Annotated in this window: 22 protein-coding genes and 1 pseudogene; 14 read left to right on the top strand and 9 right to left on the bottom strand. The window is 62.5% G+C overall.

Features of this window, described 5'->3' with window-relative positions; translation table 11 throughout:
- Positions 1-147 precede the first annotated feature (147 nt).
- Positions 148-267, top strand: a pseudogene (locus MUW49_RS13220) (molecular chaperone); the annotation flags it as partial.
- A gap of 34 nt (positions 268-301) precedes the next feature.
- On the opposite strand, the gene leuE reads toward MUW49_RS13220, so the two are convergent.
- Entirely contained in the window at positions 302-940 is a 639-nt protein-coding gene (gene leuE / locus MUW49_RS13215) for a leucine efflux protein LeuE (RefSeq protein WP_010672336.1), read from the bottom strand.
- A 211-nt stretch (positions 941-1,151) separates the two neighbouring features.
- Here leuE and MUW49_RS13210 point away from each other — a divergent pair, with 211 nt between their 5' ends.
- Entirely contained in the window at positions 1,152-2,372 is a 1,221-nt protein-coding gene (locus tag MUW49_RS13210) for an MFS transporter (RefSeq protein WP_244812877.1), read from the top strand.
- A gap of 230 nt (positions 2,373-2,602) precedes the next feature.
- Here the strand turns inward: MUW49_RS13210 and MUW49_RS13205 are convergent, their stop codons facing one another.
- Both MUW49_RS13205 and ftnA read right to left on the bottom strand, forming a co-directional pair.
- Positions 2,603-3,787, bottom strand: a complete 1,185-nt coding sequence (locus MUW49_RS13205) for an NAD(P)/FAD-dependent oxidoreductase (RefSeq protein ID WP_045522679.1) — start codon at positions 3,785-3,787, stop codon at positions 2,603-2,605.
- A 162-nt stretch (positions 3,788-3,949) separates the two neighbouring features.
- Complete coding sequence (gene ftnA, locus MUW49_RS13200; RefSeq protein WP_010672333.1) at positions 3,950-4,474, bottom strand: non-heme ferritin; 525 nt, start codon at positions 4,472-4,474, stop codon at positions 3,950-3,952.
- A 209-nt stretch (positions 4,475-4,683) separates the two neighbouring features.
- Between ftnA and MUW49_RS13195 the strand changes: the two genes are divergently transcribed.
- Entirely contained in the window at positions 4,684-6,468 is a 1,785-nt protein-coding gene (locus MUW49_RS13195; RefSeq protein ID WP_041214204.1) for a GGDEF domain-containing protein, read from the top strand.
- An 18-nt stretch (positions 6,469-6,486) separates the two neighbouring features.
- Here the strand turns inward: MUW49_RS13195 and fabV are convergent, their stop codons facing one another.
- Entirely contained in the window at positions 6,487-7,674 is a 1,188-nt protein-coding gene (gene fabV / locus MUW49_RS13190; RefSeq protein ID WP_244812876.1) for an enoyl-ACP reductase FabV, read from the bottom strand.
- Positions 7,675-8,126: 452 nt separating this feature from the next.
- On the opposite strand from fabV, the gene MUW49_RS13185 reads away from it, so the two are divergent.
- Together MUW49_RS13185 and trpS are read left to right on the top strand one after the other, a co-directional pair.
- Positions 8,127-8,561 (top strand): universal stress protein, encoded by a 435-nt coding sequence (locus tag MUW49_RS13185; protein WP_010672329.1) that lies wholly within the window; start codon positions 8,127-8,129, stop codon positions 8,559-8,561.
- A 191-nt stretch (positions 8,562-8,752) separates the two neighbouring features.
- Positions 8,753-9,766, top strand: coding sequence for a tryptophan--tRNA ligase (trpS, locus tag MUW49_RS13180; protein ID WP_109422379.1), 1,014 nt, complete (start codon positions 8,753-8,755; stop codon positions 9,764-9,766).
- On the opposite strand, the gene MUW49_RS13175 is transcribed toward trpS, so the two are convergent.
- Positions 9,745-10,719: a LysR family transcriptional regulator gene (locus MUW49_RS13175; RefSeq protein WP_109422380.1), complete on the bottom strand. Its 975-nt coding sequence runs from the start codon at positions 10,717-10,719 to the stop codon at positions 9,745-9,747. The genes trpS and MUW49_RS13175 overlap by 22 nt on opposite strands.
- 91 nt (positions 10,720-10,810) lie before the next feature.
- Between MUW49_RS13175 and MUW49_RS13170 the strand changes: the two genes are divergently transcribed.
- A complete protein-coding gene (locus tag MUW49_RS13170) occupies positions 10,811-11,710 on the top strand; it encodes an EamA family transporter (RefSeq protein ID WP_041212088.1) in 900 nt (299 codons plus the stop codon).
- Positions 11,695-11,856, top strand: a complete 162-nt coding sequence (locus tag MUW49_RS13165) for a hypothetical protein (RefSeq protein ID WP_080988721.1) — start codon at positions 11,695-11,697, stop codon at positions 11,854-11,856. The genes MUW49_RS13170 and MUW49_RS13165 overlap by 16 nt, the downstream gene beginning before the upstream one ends.
- Before the next feature lie 105 nt (positions 11,857-11,961).
- Here MUW49_RS13165 and MUW49_RS13160 read toward each other — a convergent pair whose 3' ends face one another.
- Positions 11,962-12,432, bottom strand: a complete 471-nt coding sequence (locus MUW49_RS13160) for a DUF6314 family protein (protein ID WP_043153785.1) — start codon at positions 12,430-12,432, stop codon at positions 11,962-11,964.
- A 42-nt stretch (positions 12,433-12,474) separates the two neighbouring features.
- Here MUW49_RS13160 and MUW49_RS13155 point away from each other — a divergent pair, with 42 nt between their 5' ends.
- A complete protein-coding gene (locus MUW49_RS13155) occupies positions 12,475-13,329 on the top strand; it encodes a carboxylate/amino acid/amine transporter (RefSeq protein WP_049637081.1) in 855 nt (284 codons plus the stop codon).
- A gap of 63 nt (positions 13,330-13,392) precedes the next feature.
- Here the strand turns inward: MUW49_RS13155 and MUW49_RS13150 are convergent, their stop codons facing one another.
- Positions 13,393-14,256 (bottom strand): sensor domain-containing diguanylate cyclase, encoded by an 864-nt coding sequence (locus tag MUW49_RS13150; protein WP_045522664.1) that lies wholly within the window; start codon positions 14,254-14,256, stop codon positions 13,393-13,395.
- A 170-nt stretch (positions 14,257-14,426) separates the two neighbouring features.
- Positions 14,427-15,140, bottom strand: coding sequence for a 3-deoxy-D-manno-octulosonic acid kinase (locus tag MUW49_RS13145; RefSeq protein ID WP_010672321.1), 714 nt, complete (start codon positions 15,138-15,140; stop codon positions 14,427-14,429).
- Positions 15,141-15,278: 138 nt separating this feature from the next.
- On the opposite strand from MUW49_RS13145, the gene MUW49_RS13140 reads away from it, so the two are divergent.
- The 6 genes from MUW49_RS13140 to MUW49_RS13115 all read left to right on the top strand — a co-directional run bounded on the left by MUW49_RS13140 (position 15,279) and on the right by MUW49_RS13115 (position 21,751).
- Positions 15,279-16,379: a glycosyltransferase family 9 protein gene (locus MUW49_RS13140; protein WP_049637090.1), complete on the top strand. Its 1,101-nt coding sequence runs from the start codon at positions 15,279-15,281 to the stop codon at positions 16,377-16,379.
- 256 nt (positions 16,380-16,635) lie between these two features.
- Positions 16,636-17,262: a guanylate kinase gene (gene gmk / locus MUW49_RS13135; protein ID WP_139700782.1), complete on the top strand. Its 627-nt coding sequence runs from the start codon at positions 16,636-16,638 to the stop codon at positions 17,260-17,262.
- 79 nt (positions 17,263-17,341) lie between these two features.
- Positions 17,342-17,617 carry a DNA-directed RNA polymerase subunit omega gene (gene rpoZ / locus MUW49_RS13130; RefSeq protein ID WP_005307060.1) on the top strand — a complete coding sequence of 92 codons (276 nt, stop codon included), beginning with the start codon at positions 17,342-17,344 and terminating at the stop codon, positions 17,615-17,617.
- 135 nt (positions 17,618-17,752) lie between these two features.
- On the top strand, positions 17,753-19,870 hold the full coding sequence (gene spoT / locus MUW49_RS13125; protein ID WP_042079042.1) for a bifunctional GTP diphosphokinase/guanosine-3',5'-bis pyrophosphate 3'-pyrophosphohydrolase: 2,118 nt from the start codon (positions 17,753-17,755) through the stop codon (positions 19,868-19,870).
- Between the two features lie 107 nt (positions 19,871-19,977).
- Positions 19,978-20,721, top strand: a complete 744-nt coding sequence (trmH, locus tag MUW49_RS13120) for a tRNA (guanosine(18)-2'-O)-methyltransferase TrmH (protein WP_049637082.1) — start codon at positions 19,978-19,980, stop codon at positions 20,719-20,721.
- Positions 20,711-21,751, top strand: coding sequence for an alpha/beta fold hydrolase (locus tag MUW49_RS13115; RefSeq protein ID WP_049637083.1), 1,041 nt, complete (start codon positions 20,711-20,713; stop codon positions 21,749-21,751). Before trmH ends, MUW49_RS13115 begins: the two co-directional genes overlap by 11 nt.
- Before the next feature lie 46 nt (positions 21,752-21,797).
- Here the strand turns inward: MUW49_RS13115 and MUW49_RS13110 are convergent.
- The coding region (locus MUW49_RS13110) for a transposase (RefSeq protein ID WP_210537842.1) at positions 21,798-21,938 on the bottom strand (141 nt) is incomplete at its 5' end.

The following is a 21,938-nucleotide window of genomic DNA, read 5'->3' as shown; positions in this document are numbered from 1 at the left end:
AAAACTGGGAATAACGCCTTAAATGGCGAAGAAACGGTCTAAATAGGCTGATTCAAGGCATTTACGGGAGAAAAGATCGGCTCAAACTGAAAAAATGAAATGACTGAGTCAGCCGAGAAGAATTTCCCCGCTTATTCGCACCTTCCCAAGTACCTGCTGCCCGGGGAGACCTACCACAATCCCGGGATCAATCAGCCGGGCAACCAGAAGCTCATCGTCTACCAGTCCCGCTTCATCCCGGTGGGCAAGGATTGCTGGCCAGACTAGGTGCCCGACACCGGACGGTCAGCAATCCCCGGGGTCAGGAGGAGAGCGTCGCCAGCCTGGCCGCAAACCCCATGAAGAAGAGGCCGATAAGGCCGTTGCCGAGACGGGCCGCCGTCTGGCGCTGACGGAAAAAGCGGGCCATCAGGGTACCGCCGAAGATCAGCAGGGTCAGGTAGACGAAGCTCATCGCTTCCAGCATGCCAGCCAGCACCAGGTAGGATATCCAGGTGTGGGCATAGCTGAAGTCGATGAACTGCACGAAGAAAGAGACGTAGAACAGAATCGCCTTGGGATTGGTGAGGCTCAGGGTGAGGGCCTTGGTAAAATAGCGCTCACCGGGATCCATCTCGGACGCCGGTCCCGCCTTTTTGGCGATGAAGTTCGCGTGCAGGATCTTCACCCCCAGATAAAGCAGGTAGATGGCGCCCAGATAGCGCACCAGGGTAAACAGCAATGGGGTGGTGCGAATGAGGGACGCGATCCCCAGATAGGCGCAGAAAATGAGGATGGCATCGCCGACGAAGACGCCGAGGGCGGCGCGATAACCCGGGCCTATGCCGCGCACGGCACCGGTTCGCAGCACGTAGAGGGAGTTCGGGCCCGGGGCGATGATGATGAAGAAGAGACCGACCAGATAGGTCCAGACGTTGATGACACCCAGGCTTTCGAACATGTTCCCTCCATGGCGGGTGATGGGCCGGATAACGGCGGCAGGCCTTCTATACTAATCCGCCCCGCGCCAAGCACAAGATCTGACCAGCCATCCACACGCCGTCAGCATGAACGGCCTGCGCGCCACGCGAACGCAATCCGGGCGTTCGCCCACTTTGGTTATGTCCAGATACGCCGGGATAGGGCATGGTAGAGGGAGTGATACCCCAGCCATGGACAAAACCTTGAGTACCGACACCCCGATCACCGCCCCGCCCGCGGTGGACAACCCGACTACCACCGCTTATCCGGTGATCGCCGCCATCAGCTTCTCGCACCTGTTGAACGACATGATGCAGTCGGTACTGCTGGCCATCTATCCCCTCCTGAAGCTGGAGCTCGATCTGTCGTTCACCCAGATAGGTCTCATCACCCTCACCTACCAGTTCACGGCCTCGCTGCTGCAACCCCTGATCGGCCTCTATACCGACCGCAGACCCATGCCCTACTCCCTGCCTCTGGGCATGGGCTTCACGCTGGTGGGGCTGCTCTACCTGTCGCAGGCAGGCAGCTTTGGCGCCGTGCTGTTGTCGGCCATGCTGATCGGCATGGGCTCCTCCGTCTTCCACCCGGAATCCTCCCGGGTCGCCCGCATGGCGGCCGGCAACCAGCCCGGTCTGGCCCAGTCTCTGTTCCAGATCGGCGGCAATCTGGGATCGGCCATCGGCCCCCTGCTCGCGGCGCTCATCATAGTGCCGAAGGGACAGGGTAGTGCGGCCTGGTTCTCGTTGTTCGCACTCATCGGGGTCATCGTGCTCAGCTTCGTCGGCCGCTGGTCCAGCCACCATGCCGCCAGCTTCCATCGGCGGATGAGGGCCCATGCCGGCACCGGCCTGAGCCGCCGCCAGATTGGCTGGTCACTGGCCATCCTCGGTCTGCTGATGTTCTCCAAGTTCTTCTACATGGCCAGCCTGAGCAGCTATTACACCTTCTACCTGATGGACAAGTTCCACCTGTCGCTGGAGAGCGCCCAGCTCTATCTGTTCGCCTTCCTGTTTGCCGTCGCGGCGGGGACCGTGCTCGGCGGGCCACTCGGCGATCGCATCGGTCGCAAGCGGGTGATCTGGATCTCCATCCTCGGCGTCGCTCCCTTCACCCTGCTGCTGCCCCACGTCGACCTGTTCTGGACCTCGGTGCTGTCGATCGTCATCGGCCTCATCCTGGCGTCGGCCTTCTCCGCCATCCTGGTCTACGCCCAGGATCTGGTACCCGGCAAGTTCGGTACCATTTCCGGCCTCTTCTTCGGCTTCGCCTTCGGCATGGGAGGGATAGGGGCCGCCCTGCTGGGCAAATTGGCCGATGCCACCAGCATCGAAACCGTCTATCAGGTCTGCGCCTATCTGCCCCTTATTGGCCTGCTGACCGCCTTCCTGCCCAATATCAGGAGAGGCTAGAGGCCAAGCGGCCGCCAGCAACCGACCATAAAAAACGCGGCCTGAGCAGGCCGCGTCTGGTTCCATCACTCGGGCCGCCTGACACAGCCCGATCCGCTCGGACTCATCCGCCGAGCCTCTTTGTCAGCAATACGGCCTCTCCACCCAACCGCTAGGAACCACAACCTCATTGGGCGTTGTCACCCGAGAGGCCGCTGACGGGGCCATTCACCGCAGGGCCGCGGCATCCCTCAGCAGTACTGGCCTGCCACCCAGCCCGACGACCAGGCCCACTGGAAGTTGTAACCACCGAGCCAGCCGGTCACATCCACCACTTCGCCGATGAAGTAGAGGCCGGGCACGGTGCGCGCCTCCATGGTCTTGGAGGAGAGCGCGTTGGTATCCACTCCCCCCAGGGTCACTTCAGCGGTGCGATACCCTTCGGTGCCGTTGGGCAGGATCTGCCAATCCCCCAGCAGGGTGGCCACCGCCTCCAGCTCCCGTTCGTTGTACTGGCGCATCGGCTTGCTCACCAGCCATCCCAGCTCCACCAGCTTGTCGACGAAGCGCTTGGGCAGCTCGCGCCCCAGCACGGTTTTCAGCTCCTGGGCAGGATGGGCCTGGGCCCAGGTCTTGAGGGTCTCTGGAATGTCAAGATCCGGCAGCAGGTTGATGTGGATCTTCTCCCCCGCCAGCCAAAAAGAGGAGATCTGCAGGATGGCGGGGCCGGAGAGCCCGCGATGGGTGAACAGCATGGCCTCCTTGAAGCGGGTGCCATCCTCGGCGGTCACCGCCACCGGCAGGCTGACCCCCGCCAGATCGGCGAAGGCCTCCTTGTCGGCCTGATGCAGGGTAAAGGGCACCAGCCCGGCGCGAGTCGGCAACACGGTGAGGCCGAACTGCTCCGCCAGCTTGAAGCCGTAAGGGGTGGCACCGAGTTTCGGCATGGAGAGACCGCCGGTGGCGACCACCAGCGACGAGCAGGCGATCTCCCCCTTGCTGGTGTCGAGCACGAAGCCTTCATCTGTCTTGCTGACGGTGAGGATCTCGGTCTGGAACTGCAGGGTCACGCCAGCCCAGTCGCACTCGGTCAGCAGGATGTCGACGATATCCTTGGCGCTGTCGTCGCAGAAGAGCTGGCCCAGCGTCTTCTCGTGGTAGTTCAGGCCATGCCTGTCCACCAGATCGATGAAATCCTGCTGGGTATAGCGCGCCAGCGCCGATTTGCAGAAGTGGGGGTTGGCCGAAAGGAAGGCATGGGGACCCGCCTGATGATTGGTGAAGTTGCAGCGACCGCCGCCGCTGATGAGGATCTTGCGGCCCGGCTTCTTGGCGTTGTCGAGCACCAGCACGGAGCGACCCCGGTAGCCAGCCTGGGCCGCACACATCAATCCGGCCGCCCCGGCACCGATCACCACCACATCCACCTGTTTCATCGTCACTCACCCATCAAAAGAAAAACGGCCCCTTTACCTTAAAGGACCGTCATTGTACCCGGCAGACACCAGCACAGCGGTACAAGGACACCTGCAAATAGAAAACGGCCCCTTTACAAGGGGCCGTCATTGTACTGACTGAACACTAAGTGTCCACGACTATCAGGCGTTGCCGTCCATGATGCTGGCCGGGGCGCCCTTGGCCAGCTCGGCCAGCTCCTTGTCGATGAAATAGAGGCCCTTGCCATCCTCGCCCACCAGGCTCAGACGGTCGACGATGCTCTTGAACAGCTTCTCTTCTTCGTGCTGCTCGGCCACGTACCACTGCAGGAAGTTGAAGGTGGAGTAATCCTGGGTGGTGAAGGCGACGTGGGCCAGACCGTTGATGCACTTGGTGATGTGATACTCGTGCTCCAGGGTGGTGCGGAAGATGTCACCCAGGGACTTGAATTCATGGGGAGGCGCTTCGATGGCCCCCAACACCGGCATGGCGCCGGTCTCGCTCACGTAGGTGAACAGGCGCTCCATGTGCTGGCGCTCCTCGACCGCATGCTGGCGCAGGAAGGTGGCGGCCCCCTCGAAGCCCTTGTCCTCGCACCAGGCGCTCATCTGCAGGTAGAGGTTGGAGGAATAGAATTCAAGATTAATCTGCTCGTTCAACTTCTCGATCATGGCTTTGGCCAACATGATGATTCTCCACTGTGATTTGCCCACGATTGTCGCCACTGTTTCATCCTGACGCAACCAGAGACAACCGACGCACCCCGCAGTTGCGACGACTTTTCACCTCATCCTCTCCCCCATACGGTTATAGAGAAGCAAAGAAACATGGTGTAGGTGACATCAGCCATTATGATGGCGCCATTGGTCGGGGAAAGGATTCAATGAGATTCATAATGGCACTGGCGCTGCTCTGGATGACCCAGTTGCAGGCAGCTCCCTCCTTGCTGAAAGAGGCTGAATTGCAGGCGGCGCGCGATCCCGTCGGCTATCTGCAGCGCCTCGACGCCAGTCCCCAGCAGGATATGGAACTGTTCTACGCCAGGTCCCTGGCCCAGGCAGCCCTTGGCCGCTATCCCCAGGCACAGCGCGACAATGCCCGCGCCCGCGGTCTGGCCAATGCCCAGCAGGAGACCCTTCGCCTGCTCGACTTCCGGTTGCAGCAGATTGCCCTGACCCTGGATGCCGATACGCCGGATCAGGCGCTCGAGCTGCTCACCCAGCTCTGGCCAGCGGTCAGGCATCACCCCAGGCAAGTCTCGGAGTGGCATGCCCTCAACGGGCTCGCCCTCTACCGTACCCAGCAGATGAAAGAGGCGATCCTCGAGCTCAAGACCGCCTATCACCTCAAGCAAAAAGAGCCGGGTTCCATCCTCTCCACCTTGCAGTGCGGCCGTCTGCTGATGACCCTCGGCAACCTCTATGCGGACCTCAATCTCTACCGTGAGGCCGAGACCTATTATCAGGATGCCCTCGGCCAGATGGTGCAGCTCAACGAACCCAACAGCCAGGCCATCATCCGGGCCAACATGGCCAGGCTCTACATCGACATGGGTCAGCCTGCCAGGGCCAGCCAGTTGCTCGATACCCTGCTGGCCACGCCGAGCCTGTCACCCCACTATCGTGCCATCGTCCTCGGCTACCAGGCCATGGTGTTCAACGCACGGGCGGACTGGCACGCCGCCTGGCGCAGCCTGGAGGAGGCACAAGCCATCTATGACAGGCTGGATAGCCCGCAGGCGGCCTCCCGTCTGACCGAGATCCGGGCAAGAACCCTGCTGGGTCGTGGCGAGAAGCAGCTGGCCCTGCAACTGCTGATGGAGCACACCGCCCCTCTCTCCATGGATGGTCGGGCGATGCAGGCCAGGTTGCTGGCCGATCTGGGCCGCTACCCCGAGGCCTACGGGGCCATGACCCGCTACATGCAGTACTACAAGCAGCACTTCAACCAGACCCTGAGCCAGCACGCGGCCGCCTTCCAGGTCGAGATGGATCTGGCTCGCAGCGAGGCCAGCAATCGCGCGTTGCAGCAGGAAAACGAGAGCAAGCGCCAGCAACTGCTCTACCAGCAGAGTGCCCGCTACTACCAATTGCTGCTGCTGGTGCTGCTGGCCGTCGCCCTGATCCTGCTCGGGCTCACCACCCGCAGGCTCCACCGCAGCTCGCGCCACCTCTACAAGCTCGCCACCTTCGATCAGCTGACCGGGCTGCCCAACCGGCGCGCCCTGCTGGAGAGACTGGGTCAGCAGTGGCTGCACGAAACGCCCCTGACCCTGCTCATCATCGACATCGATCACTTCAAGCAGATCAACGACAAGCATGGTCACCAGGCGGGGGATCAGGCTATCCGGCAGTTGGCCAGGGAGCTCAAGAGCTGGGCGCCGGACCAGCAATTGATCGGGCGCTGGGGCGGGGAAGAATTTCTGGTGGCCATGACCCAGGACGGGGCCACCTGCTGGCGGCTGGCGGAGCAGCTGAGAAGCCGGATCGCCTACCTGGCCGCCCCCCACATGACCATCAGCATCGGGGTGGCGGAACGCTCGACGCAGGATGACAGCCTGAGCCAGCTCATCCATCGGGCCGACATGGCCATGTATCAGGCGAAGCGCCAGGGGCGCAACCAGACCGTGCTGGCCCAGTCTCCCCACCTTTCCCCTGAACTGGCCTGCAACGTCGCCTGATGCCACCTCGTGCGGGTGTCAGGGCGTCAGCTCAGTGAGTGACGCCACGTTCACCGGCGCACCGTAATCCACCCCCGGCAGCTCGAAGCCGTTGAGCTGCATGAACTCCTGGCGCAACCCGGCAAAATCCCCCAGGGTGCGGAAGTTCTCCGGCGTCACCTTGGGCCAGAGCGCCGAGACGGCGGCCTGCACCGCTGGCTCAAGCTCGTGGTCATCCATCCGGATCAGCCGGTTGCCATCGGCGACGACCCCTCTGGGCCCGTACATCTTGTCGGCAAACAGCCGCTGCATCTGCTCGATGCAGCCCTCGTGGACACCACGCTCCTTCATCACCCCCATCAACAGGCCCAGATAGACAGGCAGCACCGGAATAAACACGCTCGCCTTGGTCACCAGCGCCTTGCAGACCGACACCCAGGCATGACCGCCAATCCCGGCAAGTTGCAGGTTGATGGTCTCGGCGGTGGCGTGCAGGTGCTCCTTGGCATAGCCGATGGTGCCGTCCCGATAGAGGGGATAGGTGGACTCGGGGCCGATATAGGAGTAGGCAACGGTCCGGGCGCCGGGGGCCAGGCAATCCGCCTGCTGCAATGCCTGCATCCAGCGCTGCCAGTCCTCGCCCCCCATCACGGTGACGGTGTCGCGGATCTCCTCCGGGGTGGCTGGCACCAGCGACTGCTGCACCAGCGCATCGTGCTCCAGATCCAGCCCCCAGCCTTGCAGCGGCTGGCCTGTGGTCTTGAGCACCGAGCGTACCTGTGTGCCATCCGGCATCACCCTGACTCCGCTCGCCAGTGAATAGACCACAAGATCCACCTGCCCGAGCTGCTGGCGGATGACGTCGATGGCCTGCTGGCGCATGGTGTCGGAGAAGGCATCCCCGATCAGGTTGACGGCGATGCGACCGGCTTGCTCCGCCGCCTGACGAAACCAGATGTTGTTGTACCAGCCAGCACTGCCGAGCCCCTTGCCGGAGGGACCCCGCTCGAACGAGACGCCCAGGGTATCGGCCCCGGCGCCGAAGGTGAGCGCGATCCGGGACGCCAGCCCGAAACCGGACGATGCCCCCAGCACCAGCACCCGTTTCGGCCCGTTGAACGGCCCCGCCGCCCGCACCTGTTCGATCTGTTGCAGCACGGCGGCGCGACAACCCATGGGGTGGCAATTGCGGGCAACACAACCCTGGATCTGGGGATGAATGATCATGAAGGACTCTCCGGTGCATCGGTGGGACATGAGAAACGGCCATGACAGCGTCACCCGGTTGCAGGTGAGGAGCCCTGGCCGTTTTGCCAAGGGAACTGGCTACAGCATAACCAAGGGGGGCGGGATTACCTTGATGTCGGACGGGATATGGGCTGGAAGAGGGCAGAAAAACAAAAGGGAGCGCGAGGCTCCCCAAAGCGGTATTCAGATGCTTTTTGTTGTTTTGTGTTCATTGCGGAGCACGGGCACATCCTATTCCCCCACCTTCCCGGGGGCAATAGCACGCCTGTGACCGGCGTCAAACTCCTGTTCAAAATATGCACTCCCCGGCCACCTGCACCTCTACGCCTTCCGGTTCGGGGTCAGGCAAATCCTGAAACTGTGGCGACGATGCCGTTTTAGTTTCAGCAGACATTGGTATAGTGGACCCAGGATCAGTGAGGAGAACTCCCATGAATGGAACCTATTACAAACACGTACTGGCCGCGATCGACCTGTCGGAAGACAACCGCAAGGTGATCGAGAAGGCGGTCGACCGGGCCCGCTCCAACGGCGCCAAGCTGTCGGTGATCCATGTGGATGTGGACCTCAAGGATCTCTACACCGAGATGATCGACATCGACATCGACAACGTGCAGGACCAGGTGATCGCCGAAGCGAAGGAGAAGCTGGAAGCCTTCCTCGCCTCGGTGGACTACCCCATCGAGAAGAAGCTGGTGATCTGCGGCGATCTGAGCGAGCGGGTCAACCAGGCGGTCAAGGACTACCAGATCGACCTGCTGGTGTGCGGCCATCGCCAGAGCTTCTGGAGCCTGCTCACCTCGAGCGCACGCCAGCTGATGAATACCGTGCCCTGCGACATGCTGGTCGTGCCCTTGCAGAAGTGATCGAACAGGCGTAGTGTGATTTGCCATGAATATGACCTCATTCAATCACAACTACTGGTGGTGCTGCTTCTAAACAGGCGGCACTGCTTTTCTATGTAAAATTTCCAAAAGAAAACACCGTGACCGCCGAGAGGCGGTCATTGTTTTCATCTCTTTGTCGCCTCCCGGCTCACCCAACTGGAGAGAGTGACATGCACAACCCCGTGATCCTGACCGGTGACCGCCCCACCGGCAAACTGCACATCGGCCATTACGTCGGCTCCCTGCGCCAGCGCGTGGCCGCCCAGCACCATTACCGCCAGTTCGTCATGATCGCCGATCTGCAGGCGCTGACCGACAACGGCCACAACCCGGCCAAGGTGACCGATCACGTGCTGGAGGTGATGGCCGACTACCTGGCCTCTGGCCTCGACCCGGCCAAGACCACTTTCTGTCTCCAGAGCGCCCTGCCCGCCCTCGCCGAACTCACGACCTACTACCTCAACCTGGTCAGCGTCGCCCGGCTGGAGCGCAACCCCACGGTGAAGGCCGAGATCCAGCAAAAAGGGTTCGAGCGCAGCCTGCCCGCCGGCTTCCTCGTCTATCCGGTCAGCCAGGCCGCCGACATCACCGCCTTTCGTGCCACTCACGTGCCGGTGGGCGAGGATCAGCTGCCCATGCTGGAGCAGACCAACGAGATAGTGCGCCGCTTCAACACCCTGGTGGGCAAAGAGGTGCTGACCGAGTGCCAGCCCATCCTGAGCGACACCGGCCGCCTGCCCGGCATCGACGGCAAGGCCAAGATGTCAAAGTCCCTTGGCAACACCATCGAACTCGGCATGTCGAGCGACGAGATCAGGCAGGCGGTGTTCGCCATGTATACCGACCCCAACCACCTCAAGGTGAACGATCCGGGTCAGGTGGAAGGCAATACGGTGTTCGCCTATCTGGATGCCTTCCACCCCGACAAGACCCTGGTGGCCGAGATGAAGGCCCACTACCAGCGCGGCGGTCTGGGGGACATGCGCTGCAAGCAGGTACTCAACGACTGCCTGCAGACCCTGCTTGCTCCGATGCGGGAGCGGCGCGAGGCAGCCATCGCCGACAAGCGCCAGCTGCTGCGCCTGTTGCAGCAGGGCACCGAGCAGGCCCGGTCCCTCACCGACGAGGTGCTGGCCGAGGTGAAGGGGGCGATGGGGCTGGACTACTTCTCCGGATTGGCGTGATCTGCCCCCTGCGGCGCGGGATGGCCGAGCGCATCCGCGCCGTAGCGCTCCTTCGCCAGCCGGTGCAACAACCCCTTGAACCAGCCGATCGCCTCGTCATGGGCACTGAGCGGGTGGCCCGCCATCAGGTAGACGATGGGGATGGCGGGTTCCAGCTGGTGCAGGCGCAACGGATAGTGGCGACAGAAGTGGCGCCCGATCATCTCGGGCACCACCACCAGGTAGCGGCCGGTCGCCATCAGCGGCGGTACCGCCATAAAGCTCGGCAGCCTGACCCCCAGCTCCCGCTCCACCCCGAAACGGGCCAGCCAGAGATCCACCATGGCCTGGCTGTGGCCCCAGCTGGAGGTGTGGATATGGGGGCGGCTGACCAGTTCTCCCGGCCCCAGCATGTCGGGCAGGGCGCTGCCGAGGGGCGACAAACAGACCAGCGGATTGCTGAACCACTCCTCGCGCCACAACCGGGGCGAGAGGTGGTTGGCACCGGCAAACCCGATCACCAGATCCAGTTCCCCCTTCTCCAACTCCCGCTCGTAGTCGCTGTCCGCCAGCTCGCACACTTCCAGTCGGCAGTGGGGAGCCTGCTGCACCATCCACTCCACCAGCACCGGCACCAGGCCGTGCTCCACCGAGCCCGGGGTGGCGATGCGAAAGATCCGCCGCGCACTTGCCGGGTCGAATCCCTTGGCCTGACGCAGCCCCTGCTCCAGCATGGCCAGCGCCTGGCGCACCGGACTCGCCAGCGCCTTGGCCCGTTCGGTCGGCATCATCTCGCGCCGACTCATCACGAACAGCGGGTCATCCAGCGCCGTTCGCAGCCGCCCCAGCGCATGGCTGACGGTGGACTGGGAGAGGTGCAGCCGTTCGGCGGCACGGGTGACGTTGCGCTCCTGCATCAGCATGTCGAACACGGTGAGCAGATTGAGGTCGAGGCGGGAAAGGGGCAGCTCCATCGATATTGGCCATAGTTGAATGACGACAATTCATTTTTGGCATAGTAGCAGATTGCATAGAATGCGCAGGCGAATTACATCGGAGATTCAAATGCGTAGCTATCTGTTGTTGCTGGCGATCGGCCTGTTGTGGGGCTCCCAGTTCATTTTCATGCACCAGGCCGTGGCTGAACTGCCCCCCATCATGGTGGCCGCCGGACGCGCCCTGTGCGGCAGCCTGACCCTGGGTCTGCTCTGCCTGTTCATGCGCCTCAAGAGTGAACACACTCCCTGGCGAACCTATATGCTGATCGCCCTGCTCGACGCCACCATCCCCTTCATCATGGTGGCCTGGGGACAACAGTATGTGGACAGCGCCATCGCGGCCGTGGTCATGGGTTGTATCCCCTTTGTGACCATTCTGGCGGCTCCCTTGTTTATTTCTGGTGAAAGAATCACCAAGGGCGGCCTCGTCTCCGTGATCATCGGCTTCATCGGCGTGCTGGTACTGTTCTGGCCCAAGCTGACCAGCGGCATGAATGCCGGCCTGCTCGGTGCCATGGCCATCCTGTTCGGTGCCAGCTGCTTCGCCATCGGCCTGCTGATGATCAAGCGCTTCGCCAAGGACCATCCTGTGGTCGTGGCCCGCAACATCCTGATCTCCTCGGCCATCCAGCTGCTGCTGGCCGCGCCCTTCGTGGCCGACCTGAGCAGCCTCACCCTGCCGAGCCAGCAGGCCATGGGCGCCGTCGCCATGCTGGGGATCTTCTGTACCGGCCTGGTCTACTTCCTCTACATGGCGCTGATCCAGAAGGCGGGCCCGACCTTCGCCTCCTTCAGCAACTACCTGGTGCCGCTGTTCGGCGTCATGCTGGGAGCCCTGTTCCTCGGCGAGCAGATCCAGTCCACCACGGGCGTGGCGCTGGCCCTGATCCTGGGTTCGGTCGCCCTCAACCAGTGGGCACAGCAGCGCCGCCAACAGCGGGAGGCTGCCCTATGCCAGGCATCCTGACCACCCTCTGCGGCGGTCTGGTACTGATAGCCGGCTGGCAGTATCGCCACCGGCTGGCCGGGGTGCTGGGTCTGCTGATGGTGCTGCTGCCCTGGTTCTTCGACAGCAAGCTGCAAGCCATGCTGAACTATGCACTGAATGCCTGAAGACCCTCTCTGCGTGTGTGACGAGAGTGTATCTCTCCTGTTTTTGGGACCGTTTTAACAAAACCTCCGATTTGTCCCCTCTACCGGCGCCCTGCGCCGGTTTTTTTATCTCTGCGCCTCTGGTCCGTAGCGATAACTCAACCGCTCGTTCTTGCGCGGCCCCGTTATCTGCCAGGTGAGCAGGAAACCCTCGCCGGTTTCGGTCAGCTCGGCGCTGTAGTGATCCTGCCCGCACCGATGAGGCTCGGCCGTGACCCAGTGCCCGTCCCCCCGGGGCAACAGCTCGAACAGCATCACCGGCTGCTCGTAGCGCAGGTGGGAGAGCATGATCCCCCGTGCGGTGCGCTGCCACCAGAAGCGGTTGTGCATGGTCAGCTCCCGGCCATGGGGCGTGGTGTAGCGACCCGTCTCGGCATACAGCCACCCCCCATGGTGATCGGTCACCACCACGGCCCCCTCCCCGCGACCGCACCAGTCGGTGGCGGATCCGGCCCCGTTGCTCGCCTCGAAGGCAAATGCTCCGATCTGTGACAACCCTTCCCATAAACGCTGGATCGCGCCTTCCAACTCGGCCATCATAGCGCCCTCCAAATTGACAACTGACGACAATTCAATCACATGAACTACTTGATAGGGGTTACCCTGCTCTGGTCCTTCTCCTTCAGCCTGATCGGGGTCTACCTTGCCGGTCAGGTGGATGCCTACTTCTCGGTACTGACCCGCATCGTGCTCGCCAGCCTGGTGTTTCTGCCCTTCCTGCGCCGTCGCTGGCTGCGCCCCGATCTGGTGGCCAAGCTGATGGCCCTCGGTGCCATCCAGCTCGGCATCATGTATCTCTTCTACTACCACTCCTTCCTGCTCTTGACGGTACCGGAAGTGCTGGTGTTCACCATCTTCACCCCCATCTATGTCACCCTGATCCACGACCTGCTGGAAGGGCGCTTCAAGCCTGTCTATCTGTGGGGGGCCCTGCTGGCGGTGCTGGGGGCGGCCGTCATCCGTTTCGACGGCCTGACCGAAAACTATGTACTGGGATTCCTGGTGGTGCAGGGCGCCAACGTCTGCTTCGCCCTGGGCCAGGTAGGCTACAAGGTGCTGCTGGCCCGGGAGGCTGAGCAGCCGCCCCAGCTGGCGGTGTTCGGCTGCTTCTATCTGGGCGCCCTGGTGATCGCCCTGCCCGCCTGGTGGCTGCTGGGCAAACCTCAATATCCCGCCAGCCCCCTGCAATGGGGCATCCTCTTCTGGCTGGGGGTCGGGGCATCCGGGCTCGGCTACTTCCTGTGGAACAAGGGGGCGACCCTGGTCAGCAGCGGCGTGCTGGCCATCATGAACAACGCCTTGATCCCCGCGGGTCTGCTGGTCAATCTGGTGCTCTGGGGAAAGGATACCGACCTGCTCAGGCTCGGTCTGGGCGCCCTGCTGATGCTGGCTTCTCTCTGGGTCTGCCAGCGTCAGCAGGTCAGTGAGCGCTGACTGAAAACCATTGACGCTGATGGGTCCATCGGCGTCAATGGGTACGCGGACACTGACTGGCCGTCAGCCGACCACGGCGTTGTGTTCCCGCTTCGCCTGACCGTGGCAGGAGGCCAACCGGGCCAGCAGGTGATCGAGCTGCTCGGCACTCTGGCTCTGCACCAGGCCGATGCTCACGGTCACCGGGCGCTGGGGCAGCAGGCTGGCGTCGGCGATCTCGAGACGCAGCCGCTCGGCAATCTCCAGGCCGCTCAACCGATCGGTCTGGGAGAGCATCAGGATGAAGCCGTCTTCGTCCCAACGGGCGAAGGGATCTTCCCGGCGCAGCTCGCGGCGCACGATGCGGGCCAGCTTGGCCAGCATGGCGTCGCAGGCCGCCTCCCCGAACAACTGCAGGATCTTGCTGCGGTGATCCACGCTGAACTGCAGCAGACAGAAACTGCCGCTCTCGCTGGCCAGCCGTTCATCCAGCAACAGCTCGAAGTGGCTGCGGCTCTCGAGGCCGGTGAGGGGATCCGTGTCATGGCGATCCTCCAGGGGCGCCATGGCAGCATCCAGATGGCGAACAACCCCCAGCAGTTGACCCCCTTCGTCGCGACGGACCCGCTCCTCCAGCCGGATGTAATGGCCCTGATGGTGCAGGATGCGGTACTCGAGTCGAAGCCCGTTGCTGCGCCCTTGCTGACAGGCCTCCAGGGCCTCTGCCAGACGGGGAGCATCATCCGGATGTACCCGATCCAGCCAGCCGAGATCTCCCAGCTCGCCCCCCTCCAGACCTAGCAGTTGCAGACAGGAAGGGTCCCGCTTCAGACCCTGCCCGGCCGACCAGGTCCAGATCCCGGCCTCCAACATCGCCATGGCCTGTGCCATCAGCGTCACCTCAAGGGGAGTGGTGACCTCAACCCCGGGAGTCTCATACCTTTCCATCACGCGCCTCGAAACCGGATCTGAATATCTGTCCAAGCAATCACACTCAATAAGTAACATTGGTGCTGGCGCCGAGCAACCGCGCCAGCATCGCTGGCCTCGCACCCCTCGCCCCCGGTGGTCCGCCATCAGCGGCCTGCCAGCCTCCAGCTACGAAGTGGAACCCGACGTCACGCCACCTTGCCCTGATAGCCTGCCATCAGGGCTTGCCAGTTCTCCGGCACGAAGTGGAAGCTGGTGTGCAGTTGCGACTCCTTGTTGAAGGAGCGCAGCAACCGCTCCAGGTTGGCCTGCTGCCAGTTGCCGGGGGAGCGGATGGCTCCTTTGTCGAAGTCGATCACCCACACCTTGCCCTCCTTGTCGAGCAGCAGGTTGTGGCTGTTGAGATCCGCATGATAGACCCCTGCATCGTGCAACTGGCGCACCGTTTTGCCTATCTTGTGCCACACCTCACCGGCGATCGGCCCCTGCTTGAGCAGGGCCACCAGATCCTTGGCGCCGCGAATACGCTCGATCAGGATGTCGGCCCGATAGAAGGGCCCCTGCTTGACCATGCGGGCCGCAAAGGGGCGCGGCACCGGCAGCCCCTGTTCACTCAGGGTCGCCAGCAGACGATATTCAGCCATGGCCCGGCTGCTCTCCACCCCTTCAAACCAGAACCGGTCACGCACCAGCTTGCCCACCATGCCGCCACGGTAGTAGTGACGCAGCACCAAGTGACGGGACTCATCCTTCACGAACCAGGTCACCCCGCGGCCGATGGAAGAGCCCACCACCTGGCGATGGGTCTGCCACCAGACAGGATCGAACAAGGCAGGGGAAGGATCGCGGAAGACTCCGTCGGCATACCAGCAGACCTGGTTGTGGGTGGTGTGTGTCAGCATGATGAGAATTCCGGTCGATAGTGGGTGCAGGGCATCCATTCAGAAAGCCGTGCCGGTCGGGCAACCGGCGCAATTTTACAATCCACAGGGGAGTTTGCATAATGCCATCCATCCATTTTGCCATCGTTGCGCCACATCATGCCGCTGTTCCAAACGCCGCCCTCCTCCATCTGCATCCTGCGGCTCTCCGCCATCGGAGATTGCTGCCACGCGCTGGCGCTGGTGCGCGTCATCCAGCGGGAGTGGCCCCAGACCCGCATCACCTGGATCACCGGCAAGATTGAGGCGACCCTGTTCGCCGATCTGCCGGGGGTCGAGGTCATTCCCTTCGACAAGAGCAAGGGGTGGCGCGGCTATCGCGATCTCTGGCAGACCCTCAAGGGGCGCAGGTTCGATGCCCTGCTCCACCTGCAGGCCGCCATGCGCGCCAGCATCGCCACCCTCGGCATCAAGGCCAAGGTCAAACTCGGGTTTGATCGGGAGCGCGCCAGCGACGGTCAGTGGTTGTTCACCAACCATCGGGTCCCCTCACCCGCCTCCCCCCACGTGCTGGACGGCTTTCTCGCCTTCGCCAAAGAGCTCGGGATAAAAGATCTGACCCCGGACTGGCAACTGCCCATCAGCGCCGAGCACCAGACCTGGGCCCGGGAGAAGGTGGGTGGTAAGCCGACCCTGCTCATCTGCGCCGCTGCCAGCAAGGCATTCAAGAATTGGACTGCCGCCGGCTACGCCGCGCTGGCGGATCACGCCGCAGACAAGGGCTTTCAGGTCTATCTGTGCGGCGGACCGGCCAGGCTGGAGCGGGATCTCGCCGCCGAGATCCAGCGCCTCAGCCAGAGCAAGCCGGAAGATTTGGTGGGGCAGACCAGCCTCAAGCAATTGCTGGCGCTGATTGGCGAGGCGAGCCTGGTGCTGGCCCCGGATACCGGCCCGGCCCACATGGCCACCCTGGTGGGGACACCCGTGATCGGCCTCTACGCCCACCACAACCCCGCCCGTACCGGCCCCTATCTGTGCCGGGATTATCTGGTCAGCGTCTATCAGGAACTGATTGAGCAGGAGACCGGCAAGCCGCTGGCCGAGCTCGGCTGGCGCACCCGCCTCAAGGATCCGGACGCCATGGCCAAGATAAGCCGCGAGCGGGTCATCGCCGCCTTCGACCGCCTCTGTACCGACAAGCATCTTCTACCGACCCAGGGCAACTCGGAAATTCCGAGCCCTGGCGCAGGGATAATCTGATGGCCCGGCCCCGGCTCCGTGGGCAGAATGGCCCTCTATGCGGGTAACGCCCGCACAGCAAGCTACGGATATTTTGATCGGCTGGAATATGATTCCGGCCGTTTTTTTATCCGCCCCCATCTGCTAACATTCGCCGCCTTTACATCCTCCTGACTCTGATTCCTCCGCGCATTGCGAGCAACCGTCTCCCTTATCGGGCACAAGACGGCGGCCTCTGCTACAACCAAAGCGCGGATCATCGCTTAAAGGTACAGACATGGCGCAACAAGGCACTCTCTATATCATCTCTTCCCCGAGCGGGGCCGGTAAGTCCAGCCTGCTCAATGCCTTGCTGACCCAGCACAACGCCGCCGGCAAGATGCAGCTATCGGTTTCCCACACCACCCGCGCCACCCGTCCCGGTGAAGAGCACGGGGTGCACTACCACTTCGTCAAGGTGGAAGAGTTCAAGGCGCTGATCGAGCGCGGTGACTTTCTGGAGTGGGCAGAAGTCTTCGGCAACTACTACGGCACTTCCCGCGCCGCCATCGAGGCCTGTCTGGCGCAGGGCATCGACGTCTTCCTCGACATCGACTGGCAGGGTGCCCGCCAGATCCGCGAACTGATGCCGACCAAGTCCATCTTCATCCTGCCCCCCAGCCGCGAGGAGCTGGAGCGCCGCCTGATCGGCCGCGGCCAGGACAGCGCCGAGGTGATCAAGGGCCGGATGGAGAAAGCCATTGCCGAAATGGTGCACTACGACGAGTATGACTATGTCATCATCAATGAAGACTTTGATCAGGCACTGTTCCAGCTCAGGGCCGTCATAGAGTGCCAGCGCCTGGAAATGCGTCAGCAACAGCAGGCCCAGCAAAACTTGCTGAAACAGCTACTGGCAGAGTAAGCCAAAAACAAGTAAACTTTTGCGTCATTTTTAAACACCGCTTTTTCAATCACAGAAAGCCCAAACACTGGAGTCCCGCATGGCCCGCGTTACTGTAGAAGATGCTGTAAAACAGGTAGGTAACCGTTTTGACCTGGTGCTGGTCGCCGCGCGCCGCGCTCGTCAAATCGCGGTACAAGGCAAGGATCCCCTGGTCGACGAAGAGAACGACAAGCCGACCGTGATCGCCCTGCGCGAGATCGAACTGGGTCTGGTCAACAACCAGGTGATGGATACTCAGGACCGCTACGAGCAGCAAGAGCAGGAAGCCGCCGAGCTGGCTGCCGTTGCTGCCATCGCAGAAGGTCGCGGCTAAGTCAGTCGCTTCCCATAGTCGGCGCCCGCCCGGGTGCCGGCTGTTCTCCCCATTTACAACCGCTCGAAAACCTCGCAAACTCGAGGGCATACCCTCAATTTCACGGATTGCCGTTTAACCGCTGCGGGGACTGTCTTGTATTTATTTGAAAATCTTAAAGAAATAGCCAGTTCCTACCTGCCACCCGAGCAGGTTGAGAAGCTCAGGCAAGCCTATGTGGTAGCCCGTGATGCTCACCAGGGACAGATGCGTTCCAGTGGTGAACCCTACATCACCCACCCCGTTGCCGTGGCCCGCATCCTGGGCGACATGCGCCTCGATCATGAGACTCTGATGGCTGCCGTGCTGCACGACGTCATCGAAGATACCCCGGTCACCAAGGACGACCTGGCCGAGCTGTTTGGCAACGCGGTCGCCGAACTGGTGTCCGGCGTCTCCAAGCTCGACAAGCTCAAATTCCGCGATCGCAAGGAAGCCCAGGTCGAGAACTTCCGCAAGATGATGATGGCCATGACCCAGGACATCCGGGTCATCCTGATCAAGCTGGCCGACCGCACTCACAACATGCGTACCCTCGGCTCCTTGCGACCGGACAAGCGCCGCCGCATCGCCCGGGAAACCCTCGAGATTTTCGCCCCCATCGCCAACCGCCTCGGTATTCACACCATGAAGAACGAGCTGGAAGAGCTCGGTTTCGAGGCGCTCTACCCCATGCGCTCCCGGGTACTGCGGGAATCGGTGCGCCGCGCCCGTGGCAACCGGCGCGAGATCATCGACTCCATCCAGAGCGAGATTGAGGGGCGTCTGCGGGAAGCCGGTATCGATGCCCAGGTGAGCGGACGCGAGAAGAACCTGTTCTCCATCTACAACAAGATGGAGAAGAAAGAACTGCAATTCCACGAAGTGATGGATATCTATGCTTTCAGAGTGAGAGTGAAAGACATAGACACCTGCTACCGGGTGCTTGGGCAGATGCACAGCCTCTACAAGCCGCGCCCCGGTCGCTTCAAGGATTACATCGCCATCCCCAAGACCAACGGCTACCAGTCCCTGCACACCTCCCTGGTGGGGCCCCACGGGGTACCGGTGGAGGTGCAGATCCGCACCGAGTTCATGGACCAGATGGCTGACAAGGGCGTCGCCGCCCACTGGGCCTACAAGCAGGATGGGGACAGCTCGGGTACCACGGCCCAGATCCGCGCCCAGCGCTGGATGCAGAGCCTGCTGGAGCTGCAACAGAGCGCCGGCAGCTCCTTCGAGTTCATCGAGGGGGTCAAGACCGACCTCTTCCCCGACGAGATCTACGTCTTCACACCGGAGGGCCGCATCATGGAGCTGCCCGCCGGCGCCACCCCGGTGGACTTCGCCTACACGGTGCACACCGACATCGGTCATGCCTGCGTCGGTTCGCGGGTCGACCGCCACCCCTATCCGCTGAGCAGCCCGCTGCACTCCGGTCAGACGGTGGAGATCATCACGGCCCCCGGCGCCCGCCCGAACGCGGCCTGGCTCAACTTCGTGGTGACCACCAAGGCGCGCTCCAAGATCCGTCAGTTCCTGAAGAACCTGCGCACCGAAGAGTCTGTGGTGCTGGGTCGTCGCCTACTCAACCATGCGCTGGGCGCCAAGAACATCGAAGACATCCCGGAAGCCCGCGTCAAGCAGGTGCTGGCCGACACCAAACACGAGAACCTGCAGGGGCTGCTGGCCGACGTGGGCCTTGGCAACGCCATGAGCGTCATGGTGGCCCGCCGCATGCTGGGGGATGAGCTGCCGCCGGAAGAGCAGCCCAAATCCACCAGCAAGAAGATGCCGATCAAGGGGGCCGACGGCATGCTGGTCACCTTCGCCAACTGCTGCCGCCCCATCCCGGGGGACGCCATCATCGCCCACATCAGCCCGGGCAAGGGACTGGTGATCCACCAGGAGTCCTGCCGCAACATCAAGGGCTACAGCCGCGAACCGGACAAATACCTGCCGGTGCAGTGGGAGGTGGACAAGGAGCAAGAGCAGGAATTCCGCACCGGCATCAGCATCGAGATCGTCAACCACCAGGGCGCCCTGGCGGAGCTGGCCAACGTGATTGCCGCCACCGGCGCCAACATCCACGCCATCAGCACCGAGGAGAAAGATGGCCGGGTCTATGTGGTCACCCTGCTCATCACCACCAAGAGCCGGATCCACCTCGCCAACATCATGCGCAAGATCCGGGTCATGCCCAACGTGCTCAGGGTGAGCCGACAGAAAAACTGAACACAGGCGGCGCAAGCCGCCTGCTGCTTTTCAAGAGATACCCAGGGCCCCATGCCGCAGGCCACCAGCCTTGTTGCATACACCGGCCTCACGACATAGAAACCGACATGACTCCTGAACGCTTCAAACGCATTTCCGACATGCTGGCCCAGCGCCAGCTCGACCTGACCGTCTGCATGGAAGAGGTTCATAAACCTCACAACCTGGCCGCCATCGTGCGCACTGCCGATGCCATCGGCATCCACCGGGTGCATGCGGTCTGGCCCAAGAGCTGGATCCACAAGCGCAAGGGCACCGCCCGCGGCAGCCAGAACTGGGTGGACGTGAAGCTGCACCCGGACATCGGCAGTGCCGTGACCGAACTCAAGGCTTCCGGCATGCAGATCCTGGCGACCCACCTCTCCGACAGCTCCGTGGACTTTCGCGCCATCGACTACACCAGACCCACCGCCATCCTGGTGGGCCAGGAGAAGCACGGCATCGGCGAAGAGGCGCTGGCCCTGGCCGATCACCATATCGTCATCCCCATGGTGGGCATGGTGCAGTCCCTCAACGTCTCGGTGGCCGCCGCCGCCATCCTCTACGAGGCCCAGCGCCAGCGCGAGCTGGCCGGCTGCTATCAGCGCGGCTGTCCACTCAGCCTGGAAGAGCAGAACACCATCTTGTTCGAGGGGGGCTATCCCGTCTATGCCCAGCTCTGCAAGGAGAAAGAGATGCCCTACCCCCAGCTCGGTCCGGCCGGCGAGATCATGGCGGACGAACGCTGGTGGCAGCAGATGCAGCTGACCCGCAAGGGCTGGGCCGCCCAGCAATCGGATGATCCTTCGGAAGAGTACACTGATGAAGCTTAACCACCTGCCCCTGCTGGCCCTGACCCTGTTTTCTGCCGGAGCCCTTGCCGTGAGCAATCCTTACCAGCTGACCACTGAAGCCGACATCCCCGCCCTCTATCAGCAGACCCTGCCCGACTTCTGGCGCCAGCATGCCGTCGAGGGGGAGTTCAAGGGCAAGGACGGGGTCACCCTCCGCTATGCCGCCCTGCGCCAACCCAAGATCGATCGCGCCATCCTCATCGTCAACGGCCGGGTCGAGAGCTACCTCAAGTATCAGGAGCTGGCCTGGGATCTCTGGTGCCAGGGTTACAGCCTCTACCTCATCGATCATCGCGGCCAGGGAATGTCAGACCGCATGCTGGCCGACAAAGAGAAGGGGTATGTCGACCAGTTCGACGACTATGTCGCCGATCTCAAACAGTTTCATGACGAAGTGATTGTACCGGACAAGCCTGCCAAGCTGTTCCTGCTGGCCCACTCCATGGGGGGGGCCATCTCGGCCCGCTATCTGGAACGCTGGCCGAACGACATCCAGGCGGCGGTGCTCTCCTCCCCCATGATGGGCATCAACCTCGGCGGCCTGCCCAAGTGGCTGGCCAAGGGGTTGGCGGCCACCATCGGCACGGTCGGCGGCTGGGTGGGCGAGCCCCCCTACGGCCCGGGTCAGGGACCCTATGAGGATCACGGCTTTGCCGACAACGAGCTGACCCACAGCACGGTGCGTTATCAGGCCTTCCGCCAGATCTACGAGCAGCATCCCCAGGTCAGGCTGGGGGGCGCCACCGCCCACTGGATCCATCAGGCCATCACAGGATCGGACGCGGCCGTAGCCGACGCCGGCGCCATCAAGACGCCGCTGCTGCTGCTGCAGGCCGGCGAGGACAGCGTGGTGGACAACGCCGCCCAGGAGGCCTTCTGCGCCAAGGCCCAATGTGAAGGGAGCAAGCCGCTGCGCATCGAAGGGGCCTGGCACGAGCTCTTCATCGAGGCGGATCCCCAGCGCCAGGCCGCGCTCAATGCAACCCTGGCCTTCTTCGCACGCTACTGACGCGACCAGAAGGGGCTGGTTATTTTTTGGATCCCTAAATAAAGGTTCATCGCGGCTTTCCGGGGAAGGCCGCCTTGATTTTCAGAAAAAAGTATTCTGAGTCCCTAAATCCATATGCCATGCGCTTTATCACTTTGATCTTGTTGTTCACCCCTTCCAGCACACTCGTGTGCATCGGGTAGTTTGC

This window comes from Aeromonas sp. LsrichE-8G, from assembly GCF_022869435.1.
GTDB classification, from domain to species: Bacteria; Pseudomonadota; Gammaproteobacteria; order Enterobacterales; family Aeromonadaceae; genus Aeromonas; species Aeromonas caviae.
Note: the sequence above shows the minus strand (reverse complement) of the source record. Positions and strands in the feature narration are given on the sequence as shown.